Source organism: Clostridioides sp. ZZV14-6387 (assembly GCF_020657835.1).
In the GTDB taxonomy this organism is placed as follows: Bacteria; Bacillota; Clostridia; order Peptostreptococcales; family Peptostreptococcaceae; genus Clostridioides; species Clostridioides difficile_A.
In genome coordinates, this window is record NZ_JAGWCW010000012.1 from 40606 (window position 1) to 55237 (window position 14632).

Below are 14632 nucleotides of genomic sequence, written 5' to 3' on the forward strand. Positions count from 1 at the left end.
ATGAAAGATGAGGGAATTGTATGCAGAATAAAAGCGTGAGGGAGATTAAAGAAATAATTGAGACTTTAGAAGTAGAAAAATATATGCAATATATAGAACTACTGAGAGTCGATGACAGAAAATCTGTTCAAAGTTTAGCTATAAAACTAGCTAAAAAATTAGATAATATTAGAAGAGAAGAAGAAAGATTAGAAACCATAAATATATTTGAAAATGAAGGTTATAATAAAGGTTATTTATATATTGGAGGAATTGATGAAGCGGGAAGAGGGCCACTTGCTGGGCCTGTTGTAGCCTCTGTAGTAGTATTTAAAAAAAATACAAAAATAGAAGGTGTAAATGATTCTAAAAAACTAAGTGAAGCAAAAAGAGATGAACTTTTTGAAGTAATAAAAAAAGAAGCATTAGACTATGGAATAGGTATCGTAAATAATGAAGAAATAGACGAATTTAACATATTGAATGCTACATATATGGCAATGAAAAAAGCTATAAATTGTTTAAAACAAGCACCTGATTATCTATTGGTTGATGCAGCGACAATACCAGGAATTGATATAGCTCAAAATCCAATTGTAAAAGGAGATTCAAAATCTATATCAATAGCAGCAGCAAGTATATTAGCTAAGGTTACTAGAGATAGTATAATGTATCAATATGATAGAGTATATCCAGAATATGGCTTTAAATCTCATAAAGGGTATGGGACTAAGGAACACTATGAAGCTATTGAAAAACATGGAATAACTCCTATACATAGAAAAAGTTTTTTGAAAAATATACTGTAAATACAATATGATATAATGTATATGATATAAATTACTATAATAAATGGGGGATTAAAGATGGAGTATAATGAACTATTAAAAAATGCTAGAGAAAATTTAAATGGAAGTTGCAAAGTTTGCAAAGTTTGTAATGGAGTTGTTTGTGCAGGGGAAGTTCCTGGTATGGGAGGTAAAGGAAGTGGTTCTTCTTTTATAGAAAATAGTAAGAGTTTAGAAAAAGTAAAAGTGAATATGAGAGTAATACATGATGTCTCAAATCCTGATACATCTATAGATATGTTTGGAAAAAAAATGAGTTCACCTATATTTGCAGCTCCAGTAACAGGAACTACATTGAATATGGGTGGAAAGATTAATGAAAGAGATTACATAGAACCAGTAGTTGCAGGATGTGCTAATAGTGGGATTTATGCAATGGTTGGAGATACAGCAGTAGATGCTTTTTTAATGGAAAATTTGGATGTAGTTAAAAAGTATAATGGTGCTGGAATTGTATTTATTAAGCCTTGGGATAATGAAAATATTATAAAAAAGATAAGATTAGCTGAAGAAGCTGGTGCATTTGCAGTTGGAGTTGATATAGATGCTTGTGGTTTAGTAACTTTATCACTACATGGAAAACCAGTACTTCCTAAAAATGTTGAACAAATAAAAGAATTGGTAAACTCTACTAAGCTACCATTTATATTGAAAGGAATAATGACTGTTGAAGATGCATTAATGGCAGTTGAAGCAGGTGTAGATGCTATAGTTGTATCAAATCATGGAGGAAGAGTACTAGATTGTACACCAGGAGCATGTGAAGTTCTACCAAGAATTGCTGATGCTGTTAAAGATAAAGTTACAATACTTGCAGATGGTGGAGTTAGAACAGGATTAGATGTATTAAAGATGATAGGTCTAGGAGCAGATGCAGTATTAATAGGAAGACCTTTTGTGACAGCTTCATTTGGTGGAGCAACTGATGGTGTAGAAACTTACATAAATAAGCTTCAATCAGAACTAAGTAGCTCTATGATATTAACTGGATGTCAAACTATAAAAGATATTGATGGAAAAGTTATATACAAATAAAATTTTATACAAAAAAGAGGAAAAATCATTTTAATGTAGAATAATTGTACAAAGGGGGAATTTATATGAGTAAAAAAGCTTATGAAGAAGCCTTAGTAGAATTAGAAAAATTTATTAATGAAAGAAAAGAAATAATTAAAAGTGCGGAGAGTTGTATTGATAAGTACATAGTTGACAGAACGCTACCTTTTGATTACAAAGATAAATGTGTGGAATGGCAACAAGAGTTACTTGATATTGCAGAGGCACAAATTTTAGAAGCAAATGAGTTAAGTGTTTTATTAGAAGAGAAAAAAGAACTTGAGAAAGAGTAAGTTTTACTACTAAGTCTAGAGGAAAATCAAGAATATGATTTACCCCTAGACTTTTTATTTAAATAAAGATGTCTATCTAATTAATCTATCTTTATCAATTTTAGATTAAAAGATTTGGAAGAATAGAGTAATTATATGAATAACTAAACAATTAAACTAGTATATAAAACTAATTTAATTGTTATTTTTTGAATTTAGTATATGGTTTTTCATTTCTTCTAATACAATTGTGTAGGATTTGCATTGTGCTGCAGCCAATTCTGACAAAGCAAATCTTTGAGCCTTATTTAGAAAATCCTTATCTGTGCTACATAGTTGTTTTGAATTATCTTGTATCATAAGCATCTTAATTAATTTTACAATCTCGAAAACATCTCCTGAGTGAAATTTATCCTGGTATAGTTTAAGTCGTTTTTTTCTATCAAGAACCCATAAACAATCTGCTTTATCAAGAGATTGTATAAAGTTATCAACTTCATTTTCATCCATAACTGGACGTATACCAATCTTATCAGCATTTAAAACAGGAATCAAAATTTTAAGATTACTATTGTAAATAACAGTCAATTCATAGTATTTTTGTATATGATGATTTACATCCTTTGTTACAAGACCACTTATATAGCAGGCTCCTTCTTTTGGATACATTACACTTTCACCGATTTCATACATATGGTTATACCTCCAAACTGAATTTTAGATATTGCAATTTGGGTACAATGCTTTAATTATCTAATAATTAATATTATATCATAAAATACTTGACAGGTCAAATTAAATGATATATAATAAAAAGTTTGGAATAATAGATATATATAATTAGATATAAAAATATAAGATAAGATGATTTAATATATTAAGATATCTAGTTAGTATTGTATAAAATAACATACTAACTAGATTTAATAAGTATTAATTTCTAGCAAAATCTCTTAATTTAAGACTTCCAGCCGTTACAAATACCATTCCAATAAGAATTAGAACAATTATATTTATTAATATATTACCATTATTATTAATAGCATCTATAGTCCAATAAAATGGTGTAAGCTTTGAAAGATTAGCCATAAAGGACAATTTATCAAGTGATGGTATCATGCTAGATATGGATATAGCTAAACCTATTAAAGAATAAAATGTAGATATAAGACTTATAGAACTCTCGTTTTTAAACACTCTAGCTATCCAAAATACGAATCCAGTAGCAACAAAACTATTTGATAGTACAATCATCAATGTATTTAGAGTTAACTTAAAATCTCTTGTAAATGTGAAACATACTAAAGTTAAGGTGTATACAATTGCTTGAGTAAAAAATAACCCTAAAAATATACTGAAAATTATTTTTATATCATTATGTTTTGTAGAGACAAGTCTTTTTAAGGTATTAGATTTTTTTAATGCAAATAAATCAGAAGCTAGATGTGCTGCGTTAATGTACATAAAATAACATATTAAGAAAACTATTAAAAACGAATTTTTATTCTTATCTGGACTGTTATCAATTATATTTGTCTTGGTCAATTTATCATCTATATTTCCATCTATTTTTAATTTTAATGAATTAGTAATAAAAGATTCTATTTGTGATTCTGCCCAAAGACTACCTCCACCATTTTCAGTTTTAAAACATTTAACCACAGGTCGTTTTAAGTTATCTATATTGTTTGAAAAATTTTTATCTAAAATGAAGACAGCAGAAACTTTATTGTTTTTTAATAGATTCATAGCTTTGTCTTGTTCGTCAAGTCCAAATGAGTTTTCTTTTAATTTAGAACTATCTATTAACTTATGTTCGTATTTTCCGGAAGAATTAGATACAATTGCTACTGGAGAAAAGTACATTGATTGATTTTCTGAGCTGCCAGTAAAAAAGTTAAGAGAAAATACTAATATAACAGGAAACAAGACCATATTAACTAAAAGAGTATGATTTTTTATATATCTTTTTATGTTTGCAATAATTAATCTAATCATTATTAAACCTCCCTCCACTTATATTTTTCTTTTATAATAGAAAGTGCAATCAATACTGTAGATGCAATTAGGCATATGAAAATTAAACTTTCTATTGAGTCTATAGTTTTAAACGTTTCATAATTACTGAACAATGTTCCTATTAAATAAGTAGGAGATAAACTTGTAAACTTAGTAAACACATCATTTACCATGCTGAAGATACCTCCAAAAACTGTTTGCAAGAAGAGTAATGCATAAACTATAACTGTACCATATTTCTTGCTAAAAAAGGCGGTTACAAAAGTAGATATTGAAGTCATAAAACAAGAAGATAAAGCACAAAGTAAAGTTAATATAGCAAAGTTACCTTTGAATGTTATACCAAGTATTCTAAAAAATAAAACATATAATAATAAGAATATAAATGAGTAAATCCATAAACCTACAAAATCATAAATTAAGAATTGTACCCTAGTTACAGGCATAGAGTAAAGTCTTTTTGAAAGCCCTTTTGATTCATTTATATAATTTGATAAAATATTATTCATTATAAAAATTATTACAAGGAATCCAAGAGAAACTAAAGCAAAGTACTCATAAGAATTTTGTTTAACATTATTTTTTATTATAGAAGCATCAATAGAATTCTTATTAAATAATTTTGAGAAATCTTCTGAACTTAATTTTTGAGAATTATTCAAATATAATTTTTCATGATAAGTATCTAAAATATCTTGAAGTAATATTGCAATATTATCACTAGATTTAAGTTTTTCTATACTTAGAGTATTTGATTTTTCATTTAATAAATTATTCTCATATCCTTTAGGTATAGTAAGTTTTAAGTCTACCTTAGAATCATCTTTTTGAACTGTTAATATAGAAGATAAATCATTTTTTAAATATCCTGTCAAATTACTTGATAGCTTTGTATTATCTTTGTCATATATAACAATTGATGTCAAATCTGTTTTTATAGGATTTTGAAACATACTTTCTGTCACCATCCCAAGAAATCCAGCTAAAACTAGAGGTAATGCTAAGAAATATATTAAATTAAGTATAAAGGAGCTTTTTAAACCTTTTAGCATAGTTTTTACACTAATGTATAATTTCATAAAATCACCTCCATTAATCCCTTAAATTTTTTCCTGTTAGATTTAAAAACACGTCTTCTAGACTAGGTTCTTCATAAGATATTCTTGTTATTTTTGAGTTGTTTTTGTCAACAACAGATAACACATCTGTAAGCTGTAATTTTTTGTCTATATCTAATTCTAATAATGAATTATTTTCTAAGATAGATATAACACCTTTAGTATTTTTTAAATCAAATATAAGTTGAGCATTTATATTTTTTATTTCCATAATTAATTTTGTATTTGTAGATACTAATGATTTTAAATAATCATTATCTCCAAAAGCAATCTCTTTACCTTCATCCATAATAAAAATCTTAGAACAAAGATGCTCAACTTCTTCCATGTAATGAGAAGTATATATTACTGTAGTTTTTTGTTTTTCAGATATATTTTTTATAAAATTGAAAATATGATTTCTCGATTGAGGGTCAACACCTACAGTTGGTTCATCCAATATTAATATTTTAGGATGATTTAAAAGTGCTATTCCAATGTTTAATCTCCTCTGCATACCACCAGATAATTTTTTGACTTTTTTCTTTTTAACATCAGTAAGTCCTGTGACTTCTAAGGCTTCAGTTATTCTCTCTTGAAGCAATTTTCCCTTTAATCCATAGTAAGCTCCAAAGTACTCTAAGTTATCAAAAGGAGTAAGGGTTTCTATAAGTGCTAATTCTTGTGGAACTAATCCTATTATAGACTTTGCTTTTATATAATCTTTTGACAAATCTAAACCATTGATTTGGATGTTGCCACTATTTGGTAACATAAGATTTGTAATTATATTTATAAGTGTAGATTTACCAGCCCCATTTGGTCCAATAAGTCCAAATATCTCTCCTTCTTTAACAGAAAAGCTGATATTATCAAGTGCTAATTTATCATTAAATCTTTTTGTTATATTATTTACTCTGACTATATCCATAATAATCCCTCCCAAAATAATTTTGTATAAGTTAAAAAGCTATAATACTATAATAAAGAATTATGAATCATAATTCTATTACTATAAGTCACTAAAAAAAGTGACTTAAGTCACTTTATATTTTTATTTATTATAAATGAGTTTGTGAGTAAGAAATTTTTTAAGGTATAGATTTCTTACCTATATATTTATATTACAATTTTATTTTTGAAGGCAAATATAACTAGTTGAGTCCTATCACGAAGTTCTAATTTACCTAAGATATTAGTAATATTATTCTTTATTGTACCTTCAGATAAGAATAATTCTTGGCTGATTTCTTTGTTGTTAAGTCCATTTGCGATTAATCTAATTATGGATATTTCTTTTTCTGTTAAATTATACATATCAGAAATATGTTCTTGTTCTATAGTTTTTTCAGGGGACATAATTTTTTCAGCTACACTTTTATCAAGTACAATATTGCCAAAAAACGAGGAACGAATCCCTTCATGTAATACTTCATCCGAGCTATCCTTTAAAAGATATCCTGAAGCTCCAAATTTCATAGCATCTTTTATGTACTCATCATCATTAAAGGTTGTCAAAATTAATAATGCTATAGAGCTATCATATTCTTTTATAAGTCTTGTGCCTAGAACTCCATCACAAACCTTCATTCGAATATCCATAAGAACCATGTCTACATCATTTGTTTTACAAAACTCTAATGCTTCATATCCATTTGAAGCATCTCCTACAATTTCTAAATCGTCATAAGATGATAAAATAATCTTAAGACCTTTTCTAATTAATTTTTCATCATCTACTATAAGAACTTTGATTTTATTCAAAAAAATCACCCCCTGAAAATTTAGGAAAAGACGCTCTAATTGTGAACCCAGTGTTAGAATTATCAAACTCAACTTTGCCATTTAATTCATATATTCTTTCACTAATACTGCTAAGTCCATTTCCTTTTTTTATATTGTTACACCCTAGACCATTATCACTTATAGTAATTATAAGATTTGAAGTATTAAATGTTATAAAGATTCTGATTTCAGTTGCTTTTCCATGTCTTGATGCGTTGGAAAGCGATTCCTGAACAAGTCTATATAAAGTGATAGATTGATTTCTAGATAGGTTCCAAGTATTTTTTGATATAGTTAATCTGACATTGATATTTGTAAGCTTAATAAAGCTTTCAACCAGTTCTTTGATTTTAATTAAATTTTGGTAATTTTCATATTCAACAGGTTTTAGTTCAGATATAGCTTTTCTTACATCTTGAAAACTTTCAGTTACAAATTCTCTAAGTTCATGTACTAAATCAGAAATGAGAGGTTTGTCTTTTAAGAGTTTTTCTATAGCATTTAATTGGATTATCGTTGTAGAAAGAGAATGTCCAACACTATCATGTATTTCTCTAGATATACGGTTTCTTTCTTTCAAAATTGCTAATTCCTCTATAGAACTTGCATAAATCTCTAAATCAGCATTAGCTTTTTTTAGTTCATCTTTAGAAACTCTGAGTTTATCATAAAGACTTTGATTGTATAATTTAGATAAATTCTCGTTTTCTAGATACATAGAAAGTAGAGTTATAATTAGTAATATGGAACTTGATTCTAGTGCTAAATATAAATTTTTATCTAAACCAATAATAAAAGAAGATATTATAACTAAAGAGAATAATATGTATTTATATTTTTTCTTTATTAAAAATGAGGCATCCAAAATTAAAGAAACAAAGTAAAGTGAATTAAAAGTATTTGTATGTGAACATAATATAAAAATTAAAATAAGCTCTAAAAAATAAGAAATAAGTATAAATTTATTCTCATTTGATAAAGAAAAAAATCTAACTTGATTATTTATTATTAGAAACAATATAATCATTGTTATAACTGGATACAATGTATTTTCAGAATTACTCAAACAACTTACAAGTAATATAGATAGAGATAAATATCGTATAAAAATAAATAATTTTTTTCTGTTCATTAAAGACATTCCTCCATAAAAATAAACTTTCCTTATGAAAACTAGCATAATATCATAAAAGAATAAAGTCAATAGAAGTATTTATTAATGTTAATGGAAATAAAATCAATCTCGAAAGATTGAATAGTTAAATTGTATACTGACAATAATTTAAAAGTAAAAATTTAATGTATTGGAGTTAATAATGAATAATAAAGAAAAAGGTGATTTTGGAGAAGAAATAGCAGTTAATTATTTGCTATCAAAAGGAGCAAAGATATTAGAAAAAAACTACAGATTGAAGACAGGAGAGGTCGATATAATTGCAAATATAGGTAATGAGATTGTATTTGTGGAGGTGAAATCAAGGTCCAATATAAAGTATGGATATCCTTGCGAATCTGTAGGTTTCAAAAAGAGAAAAAAGATAATTGAGGTTGCAAAGTACTATATTATGAAAAAAAATTTACATAATACTCCAATAAGGTTTGATATTATAGAGGTCTATTTATTGGAAAAGAGAGTAAATCATATAATGAATGCTTTTTAAAAAATATAAAGTTTTTTGAAAGGATTAAAAATGTTAAGTATTATTAATTCAAGTAATTTAGTAGGAATAGATAGTTTTTTGGTAAAGGTTGAAGTTGATATAAGTAATGGTATACCTAGTTTTAATATTGTTGGTCTGCCAAGTAAAGAAATTAAAGAGGCAAGAGAAAGAGTAAAATCAGCAATTCTTAATAGTGGATATAAATTTCCAAATACAAGAATAGTTGTAAATTTATCCCCAGCAGATATAAAAAAAGAAGGAGCTTTTTTAGATTTATCTATAAGCATAGGTATTTTAAGAGGATTAATAAAAAAAGATGAAAATTACATAGAAGAAAGTATGTTTATAGGAGAGTTGTCATTAGATGGAAAAATAAGAAAAGTAAGAGGTATATTGCCTATTATTATAGGGGCAAAAAATCAAAATATAAAACGTATCTTTATACCAATTGAGAATACAAGAGAAAGTTTATTTATAGATGAAATTGATATAATACCTGTTAAAAGTTTAAATGAATGTATTGAATTTTTAAATGAAGAAATAAAAGTCGATAAAGAAGGGATAATGTCTTTTTTGAATGATGAATTAGAAAGATATGACACCTATAAAGATTATAAACATACAAAAGTTCATAGTATAAAAGAGAGTAAATATGATGAAGATTTTAAAGATGTAAGAGGAAACTACTTTGTAAAGAGAAGTGCAGAAATTGCAGCAGCTGGTAATCATAATATATTTATGATTGGACCTCCAGGTTCAGGAAAAACTATGATTGCAAAAAGGATAAGGACAATCTTACCAGATATAAGTATAGAAGAAATGATAGAAGTAAGTAAAGTCTATAGCATATTAGGAATGATAGATGAAACTAAAGGAATAATTGATAATAGACCTTTTAGGGCACCTCATCACACAACTACAAAGCAATCCTTAATTGGTGGTGGAATAGATGCAAGGCCTGGAGAAGTTGCTTTAGCACATAGAGGGATATTATTTTTAGACGAAATAGCTGAATTTGATAGAAAAATACTTGAGACTTTAAGGCAACCCATAGAAGATGGCTATGTAAATATATCTAGAGTGAAATATAGTACAAAGTATCCTTGTAGGGTATTATTAATTGCAGCTATGAATCCATGTCCTTGTGGTTATTATATGTCAGACATAGAATGTAGATGTAGGAGCAATGAAATTGATAAATACATAAATAAAATATCAGGTCCATTATTAGATAGGTTTGATATTTTTGTAGAAGTTAATTCTATAAAATATGTTGATTTTAATTCCTCAAAACAAGAAGAAAGTTCTCAAAAAATAAAGAGAAGAGTAGAAAATGCTAGAAAAATACAAATAAATAGATTTAAGAAAGATAATATAAAAAATAATAGTGAAATTAAAGCTTCTAATTTATTAAAATATTGTAAATTGGAAAAAGAAGCTTCAAAAACAGCTGAGACAATATTTAATAAATATAATCTCAGTAGTAGAAGTTATACAAAACTTTTAAAAATGGCAAGAACAATAGCGGATTTGGAAGAGATGGAAACAATAAATTCGCAATGTATTATAGAAGCTTTTTCATTTAGAAAGGCTTATTATAGTTATTTTAAATAAGTTTTTGAGGTGGATTTTATGGAAAAAAGAGATATCTATTTATGGTTAAAATCAATTAGTGGAATAACAACAAAAACAATTGAAATAATAGAAAATGAAGTAGTAAATATTGAGGATATATTTGATTTTTCTGAAAAAGAAATATATAATTTAAAAAATATAAGCTTGAATATTAGAAAAAATATAGTAAAATATAGAGGTCACGCTTATTTAGAAAATATAAAAGAACTTCTTTATAAAAAAACAATTAAATATATTTGTCAATATGATAAAGAATATCCTGAGAAATTAAAAAATATATACAATGCTCCAAAATTATTATTTTATAAAGGTGATATAGGTCTAGTTAATGATAATTTTAATATAGCTATGGTAGGTTCAAGAAAACCTACAGCTTATGGAATTAGTTGTGCAAAAACAATTAGTTGTCAACTATCCCAGTATGGGGTTAATATAGTAAGTGGATTAGCTATAGGAATAGATGCATACTCACATATAGGTTGTATGAATGGAAAATCTAAAACTATAGCAGTGCTTGGCTCAGGAGTAGACAATCCTCTTCCAAAACAAAATTTATATTTATCAAATAAAATATTAGAAAATGGGGGATTATTATTATCAGAGTATAATATTAACTCAACAGTAGCACCGTATCATTTTTCTAATAGGAATAGAATTATTAGCGGATTAAGTGATGGAGTAGTGGTTGTAGAGGCAGCAATGAGAAGTGGTGCATTAATCACAGTGGATTTTGCTCTTGAACATGGAAAAAATGTTTTCGCAATACCTGGTAATATAAATTCTCAAATGAGTAGAGGTTGTCATAAAATTATAAAAGAAGGTGCAAAATTAATTGAAAATATAGATGATATTTTGAATGAATATAACATATTTAATATTATTGATAAAAAAATAAATCAAAAATATGATAATATAAGTTTAAATGCCAAGTCTAAGCAAATAATTGAGGCTATAAAAAGAGAAGGAAACTTGCATATAGATAGTATTTGTGATTATACTGGTATAGAAATAAAGTATGTAAATTCAATAATCAATGAATTATTACTAAATGAGTTAGTAGTAGAAATGAATAATAAAACGTACAGTTTGAATGTATAAATTAAGATTAGGTAGTGGGGGTGTGTGGTTTTATGGCCAAAACATTAGTCATCGTAGAATCGCCTGCAAAAGCTAAGACTATAGAAAAATTTTTAGGAAAAAGTCATTACACAGTGAAAGCATCAGTTGGTCATGTCAGAGATTTGCCTAAAAGTAAATTAGGTGTAGATATAGAAAATAATTTTGAACCTCAATATATAAACATAAGAGGTAAAGGCGATGTAATAAAAGAATTAAAAAAAGAAGCTAAGAAGTCTAAACAAGTCTATCTAGCAACTGACCCTGATAGAGAGGGTGAAGCTATATCATGGCATTTAGCTCATATACTAAATTTAGATGAATCTGAAGATTGTAGAATAGAGTTTAATGAAATAACTAAGGATGCAATTAAAAAAGCAATTAAGCATCCTAGAAATATTGATATAAACTTAGTTGATGCACAACAAGCAAGAAGAGTATTAGACAGACTTCTAGGTTATCAGATAAGCCCTATATTGTGGCAAAAGGTTAGAAAAGGTCTTAGTGCAGGTAGAGTGCAATCTGTTACAACAAAATTAATTTGTGATAGAGAAAAAGAAATAAAAGCATTTATTCCAAAAGAATATTGGACAATAGATGTTGAAGCAAAGACAGCAAAAGATAAAGATATAACTTTAAAATTTTATGGTAAGAATGATGAAAAAATTGAATTAGAAAATGAAGAAGCTGTAAATGAAATATTAAAAGAAATGGAAGGAAAAGATTTAAAAGTTGAGAAGATAGAATCTAAATCAAGACGTAAATCAGCTCCAAAACCATTTACAACAAGTATGCTTCAACAAGAAGGGGCAAATAAGCTATTTTTCACTACTAAAAAGACAATGATGATAGCACAAGAATTATATGAAGGTATAGACATAGAGGGTGAAGGTACTGTCGGTCTTATATCTTATATAAGAACTGACTCTAAGAGAATATCTGATGAGGCAAGAGAAAAGGCTGAAGGTTATATAGTAAGTAATTTAGGAGAAAATTACTATAAAAATAATAGTGATAAAAAAGAAAAAAAAGATACTAAAAAAGTCCAAGATGCACATGAGGCAATAAGACCAACTTCTGTTGACAGAACACCAGATAGTATAAAAGCTTCACTGAGCAAAGACCAGTACAAGTTATATAATTTAATTTGGAGAAGATTTGTGGCTAGTCAAATGGAGGATTCAGTATTCGATATATTAAATGTAGAATGTAAAATAGGAGACCTTGTGTTTAAAGCAACTGGTTCAAAAATGAAGTTTGATGGTTATACTAAAGTATACAATTTTTCAGAAAGAGAAGATAAAATTTTACCAAGTATAGACAAGGGAGATATATTAAATATAGAAAATATATTACCAGACCAACACTTTACACAACCACCAGCAAGATATACAGAGGCTAGTCTAGTAAAAACACTAGAGGAACTAGGTATAGGTAGACCAAGTACGTATGCTCCAACAATAGCTACTATATTAAATAGAGAATATGTTGAAAAGCAAGGAACAAGCCTATGTCCAACAGAACTTGGAATAATAGTTACTGATATTTTAGAAAATAATTTTCATAAATTTATAGATGTAGATTTTACTGCTGATATGGAAAGTAAACTTGATGTTATAGAAGAAGGGAATACAGATTGGAAAGAGATTGTATCTGAATCGTATGCTCCACTTAAAGAAGCTATAGAAGAAGCACTTGAAAATATAGAAAAAATAAATATGGATGAAGAAACTGATGAAATATGTGAAAATTGTGGTTCTAATATGGTTATAAAATATGGTAGATTTGGAAAGTTTATGGCTTGTAAAAACTATCCTGATTGTAAAACAACTAGACCAATTATGAATAAAATTGGTGTTAAATGTCCAAAATGTGAAGAAGGAGATATTATACTTAGAAAATCCAAAAGAGGTAAAGCTTTTTATGGATGTTCTAATTATCCAAACTGTGACTTTGTAGCTTGGAATAAGCCAACAGGAGAGTTCTGTGAGAAGTGTGGTTCATATATGGTTGAAAAAGTGACTAAATCTGAAACAAAAACAGTATGTTCTAATAAAGAATGTAACAAAGAGTCAAAAGAGCATAATGACGGAAAAGAGTGAAAATTGAAAAAAATCACATAATTCTCTTGAAAAAGGTTCCAATCTATGATAATCTTTCAAGTGTAAACAACTAATATAAAAAATAAATTTTCGTTATAAATGAAAATAATATTAGAAAATATAAAAGGTTATTAAAAGGCCTAAATTTCATGAGGAGATGATTAAATGGCAAGTGAAGTGTTACAAAAAACAAGGAAAATAAATAAAACATTACAAACAAGTGGTGGAAGTAGTGTCTCTTTTGATTTACTGGCCGGAGCATTAGGAGATGTTTTAAATTCTAATGTTTATGTAGTAAGTGCAAAAGGTAAAGTACTAGGTCTTCATTTAAATGATGCTCAAGACAGTTCAGTTATAGAAGATGAGTATACTAAACAAAAGAAATTTTCAGATGAATATACTCAAAATGTATTAAAGATTGATGAGACATTAGAAAATTTAAATGGTGAAAAGATATTAGAAATTTTCCCAGAAGAACATGGAAGATTACAAAAATATACTACAGTAGTACCAATTTTAGGTAGTGGTCAAAGACTAGGGACATTAGTACTTTCGAGATATTCAGCTTCATTTAATGATGATGATTTAGTAATAGCTGAATATAGTGCAACTGTTGTTGGTCTAGAAATATTAAGAGCGATAGGCGAAGAATTAGAAGAAGAAATGAGAAAGAAAGCTGTAGTTCAAATGGCAATAGGCACTCTGTCCTACTCCGAACTTGAAGCAGTTGAGCATATTTTTGCTGAGTTAGATGGTAAAGAAGGTTTACTTGTTGCAAGTAAGATAGCTGATAGAGTTGGTATAACTAGATCAGTAATAGTAAATGCACTTAGAAAATTTGAGAGTGCAGGTGTAATAGAATCAAGATCATTAGGTATGAAAGGTACTCATATAAGAATACTTAATGATAAACTTACAGATGAATTGAAAAAACTAAAAAACAATCAATAATCTATATTTTATAGGTTGAGATTAGAAAAGGTATCTATTTCAAATAGATACCTTTTTTAGACGAATTATTGAAATAATTATAGAGTAAGTATTTTAATCAAAAAAGGAGTG

The 14632-nt window shown here is 27.3% G+C and carries 14 protein-coding genes; 8 read left to right on the top strand and 6 right to left on the bottom strand.

Translation table 11 applies throughout. From position 1 onward, the window contains the following. Positions 1–20: 20 nt before the first annotated feature. The 3 genes from KGF38_RS09390 (at position 21) to KGF38_RS09400 (ending at position 2176) form a co-directional block, all read left to right on the top strand. Complete coding sequence (locus tag KGF38_RS09390; protein ID WP_223152563.1) at positions 21–788, top strand: ribonuclease HII; 768 nt, start codon at positions 21–23, stop codon at positions 786–788. Between the two features lie 57 nt (positions 789–845). Then, positions 846–1862, top strand: a complete 1017-nt coding sequence (locus tag KGF38_RS09395; RefSeq protein ID WP_227832318.1) for an alpha-hydroxy-acid oxidizing protein — start codon at positions 846–848, stop codon at positions 1860–1862. Positions 1863–1927: 65 nt separating this feature from the next. Then, positions 1928–2176 carry a hypothetical protein gene (locus KGF38_RS09400; RefSeq protein ID WP_054269760.1) on the top strand — a complete coding sequence of 83 codons (249 nt, stop codon included), beginning with the start codon at positions 1928–1930 and terminating at the stop codon, positions 2174–2176. A 174-nt stretch (positions 2177–2350) separates the two neighbouring features. Here KGF38_RS09400 and KGF38_RS09405 read toward each other — a convergent pair whose 3' ends face one another. From KGF38_RS09405 to KGF38_RS09430, 6 genes are all read right to left on the bottom strand, one after another. Continuing rightward, the gene (locus KGF38_RS09405) at positions 2351–2848 is read right to left on the bottom strand and encodes a CarD family transcriptional regulator (RefSeq protein ID WP_054269761.1); all 498 of its coding nucleotides are present in this window, start codon (positions 2846–2848) and stop codon (positions 2351–2353) included. Between the two features lie 240 nt (positions 2849–3088). Continuing rightward, complete coding sequence (locus tag KGF38_RS09410) at positions 3089–4153, bottom strand: ABC transporter permease (protein WP_054269762.1); 1065 nt, start codon at positions 4151–4153, stop codon at positions 3089–3091. A gap of 2 nt (positions 4154–4155) precedes the next feature. Then, positions 4156–5253 carry an ABC transporter permease gene (locus KGF38_RS09415; RefSeq protein ID WP_054269763.1) on the bottom strand — a complete coding sequence of 366 codons (1098 nt, stop codon included), beginning with the start codon at positions 5251–5253 and terminating at the stop codon, positions 4156–4158. A gap of 13 nt (positions 5254–5266) precedes the next feature. Next, complete coding sequence (locus KGF38_RS09420; RefSeq protein WP_054269764.1) at positions 5267–6202, bottom strand: ATP-binding cassette domain-containing protein; 936 nt, start codon at positions 6200–6202, stop codon at positions 5267–5269. 188 nt (positions 6203–6390) lie between these two features. Then, complete coding sequence (locus tag KGF38_RS09425; RefSeq protein WP_054269765.1) at positions 6391–7035, bottom strand: response regulator transcription factor; 645 nt, start codon at positions 7033–7035, stop codon at positions 6391–6393. Continuing rightward, positions 7028–8188 (bottom strand): sensor histidine kinase, encoded by a 1161-nt coding sequence (locus tag KGF38_RS09430; RefSeq protein WP_054269766.1) that lies wholly within the window; start codon positions 8186–8188, stop codon positions 7028–7030. The genes KGF38_RS09425 and KGF38_RS09430 overlap by 8 nt, the downstream gene beginning before the upstream one ends. A 184-nt stretch (positions 8189–8372) precedes the next feature. On the opposite strand from KGF38_RS09430, the gene KGF38_RS09435 reads away from it, so the two are divergent. From KGF38_RS09435 to codY, 5 genes are all read left to right on the top strand, one after another. Beyond that, positions 8373–8717 (top strand): YraN family protein, encoded by a 345-nt coding sequence (locus KGF38_RS09435; protein WP_054269767.1) that lies wholly within the window; start codon positions 8373–8375, stop codon positions 8715–8717. Positions 8718–8747: 30 nt separating this feature from the next. Beyond that, positions 8748–10331, top strand: coding sequence for a YifB family Mg chelatase-like AAA ATPase (locus KGF38_RS09440; protein WP_074178889.1), 1584 nt, complete (start codon positions 8748–8750; stop codon positions 10329–10331). An 18-nt stretch (positions 10332–10349) separates the two neighbouring features. After that, on the top strand, positions 10350–11450 hold the full coding sequence (gene dprA / locus KGF38_RS09445; protein WP_176702472.1) for a DNA-processing protein DprA: 1101 nt from the start codon (positions 10350–10352) through the stop codon (positions 11448–11450). Positions 11451–11482: 32 nt separating this feature from the next. Further along, positions 11483–13570 (top strand): type I DNA topoisomerase, encoded by a 2088-nt coding sequence (gene topA / locus KGF38_RS09450; RefSeq protein ID WP_054269770.1) that lies wholly within the window; start codon positions 11483–11485, stop codon positions 13568–13570. A gap of 165 nt (positions 13571–13735) precedes the next feature. Continuing rightward, entirely contained in the window at positions 13736–14521 is a 786-nt protein-coding gene (codY, locus tag KGF38_RS09455) for a GTP-sensing pleiotropic transcriptional regulator CodY (RefSeq protein WP_021384027.1), read from the top strand. Positions 14522–14632: the final 111 nt, after the last annotated feature.

What these genes read in the sequence shown, in the direction of transcription:
- KGF38_RS09435 (WP_054269767.1), top strand. Translation starts at nt 8,373, where the DNA reads ATGAATAATAAAGAAAAAGGTGATTTTGGAGAAGAAATAGCAGTTAAT.
- KGF38_RS09440 (WP_074178889.1), top strand. Translation starts at nt 8,748, where the DNA reads ATGTTAAGTATTATTAATTCAAGTAATTTAGTAGGAATAGATAGTTTT.
- dprA (WP_176702472.1), top strand. Translation starts at nt 10,350, where the DNA reads ATGGAAAAAAGAGATATCTATTTATGGTTAAAATCAATTAGTGGAATA.
- topA (WP_054269770.1), top strand. Translation starts at nt 11,483, where the DNA reads ATGGCCAAAACATTAGTCATCGTAGAATCGCCTGCAAAAGCTAAGACT.
- KGF38_RS09420 (WP_054269764.1), bottom strand. Translation starts at nt 6,202, where the DNA reads ATGGATATAGTCAGAGTAAATAATATAACAAAAAGATTTAATGATAAA.
- KGF38_RS09430 (WP_054269766.1), bottom strand. Translation starts at nt 8,188, where the DNA reads ATGAACAGAAAAAAATTATTTATTTTTATACGATATTTATCTCTATCT.
- KGF38_RS09410 (WP_054269762.1), bottom strand. Translation starts at nt 4,153, where the DNA reads ATGATTAGATTAATTATTGCAAACATAAAAAGATATATAAAAAATCAT.
- codY (WP_021384027.1), top strand. Translation starts at nt 13,736, where the DNA reads ATGGCAAGTGAAGTGTTACAAAAAACAAGGAAAATAAATAAAACATTA.
- KGF38_RS09400 (WP_054269760.1), top strand. Translation starts at nt 1,928, where the DNA reads ATGAGTAAAAAAGCTTATGAAGAAGCCTTAGTAGAATTAGAAAAATTT.
- KGF38_RS09395 (WP_227832318.1), top strand. Translation starts at nt 846, where the DNA reads ATGGAGTATAATGAACTATTAAAAAATGCTAGAGAAAATTTAAATGGA.
- KGF38_RS09390 (WP_223152563.1), top strand. Translation starts at nt 21, where the DNA reads ATGCAGAATAAAAGCGTGAGGGAGATTAAAGAAATAATTGAGACTTTA.
- KGF38_RS09415 (WP_054269763.1), bottom strand. Translation starts at nt 5,253, where the DNA reads ATGAAATTATACATTAGTGTAAAAACTATGCTAAAAGGTTTAAAAAGC.
- KGF38_RS09405 (WP_054269761.1), bottom strand. Translation starts at nt 2,848, where the DNA reads ATGTATGAAATCGGTGAAAGTGTAATGTATCCAAAAGAAGGAGCCTGC.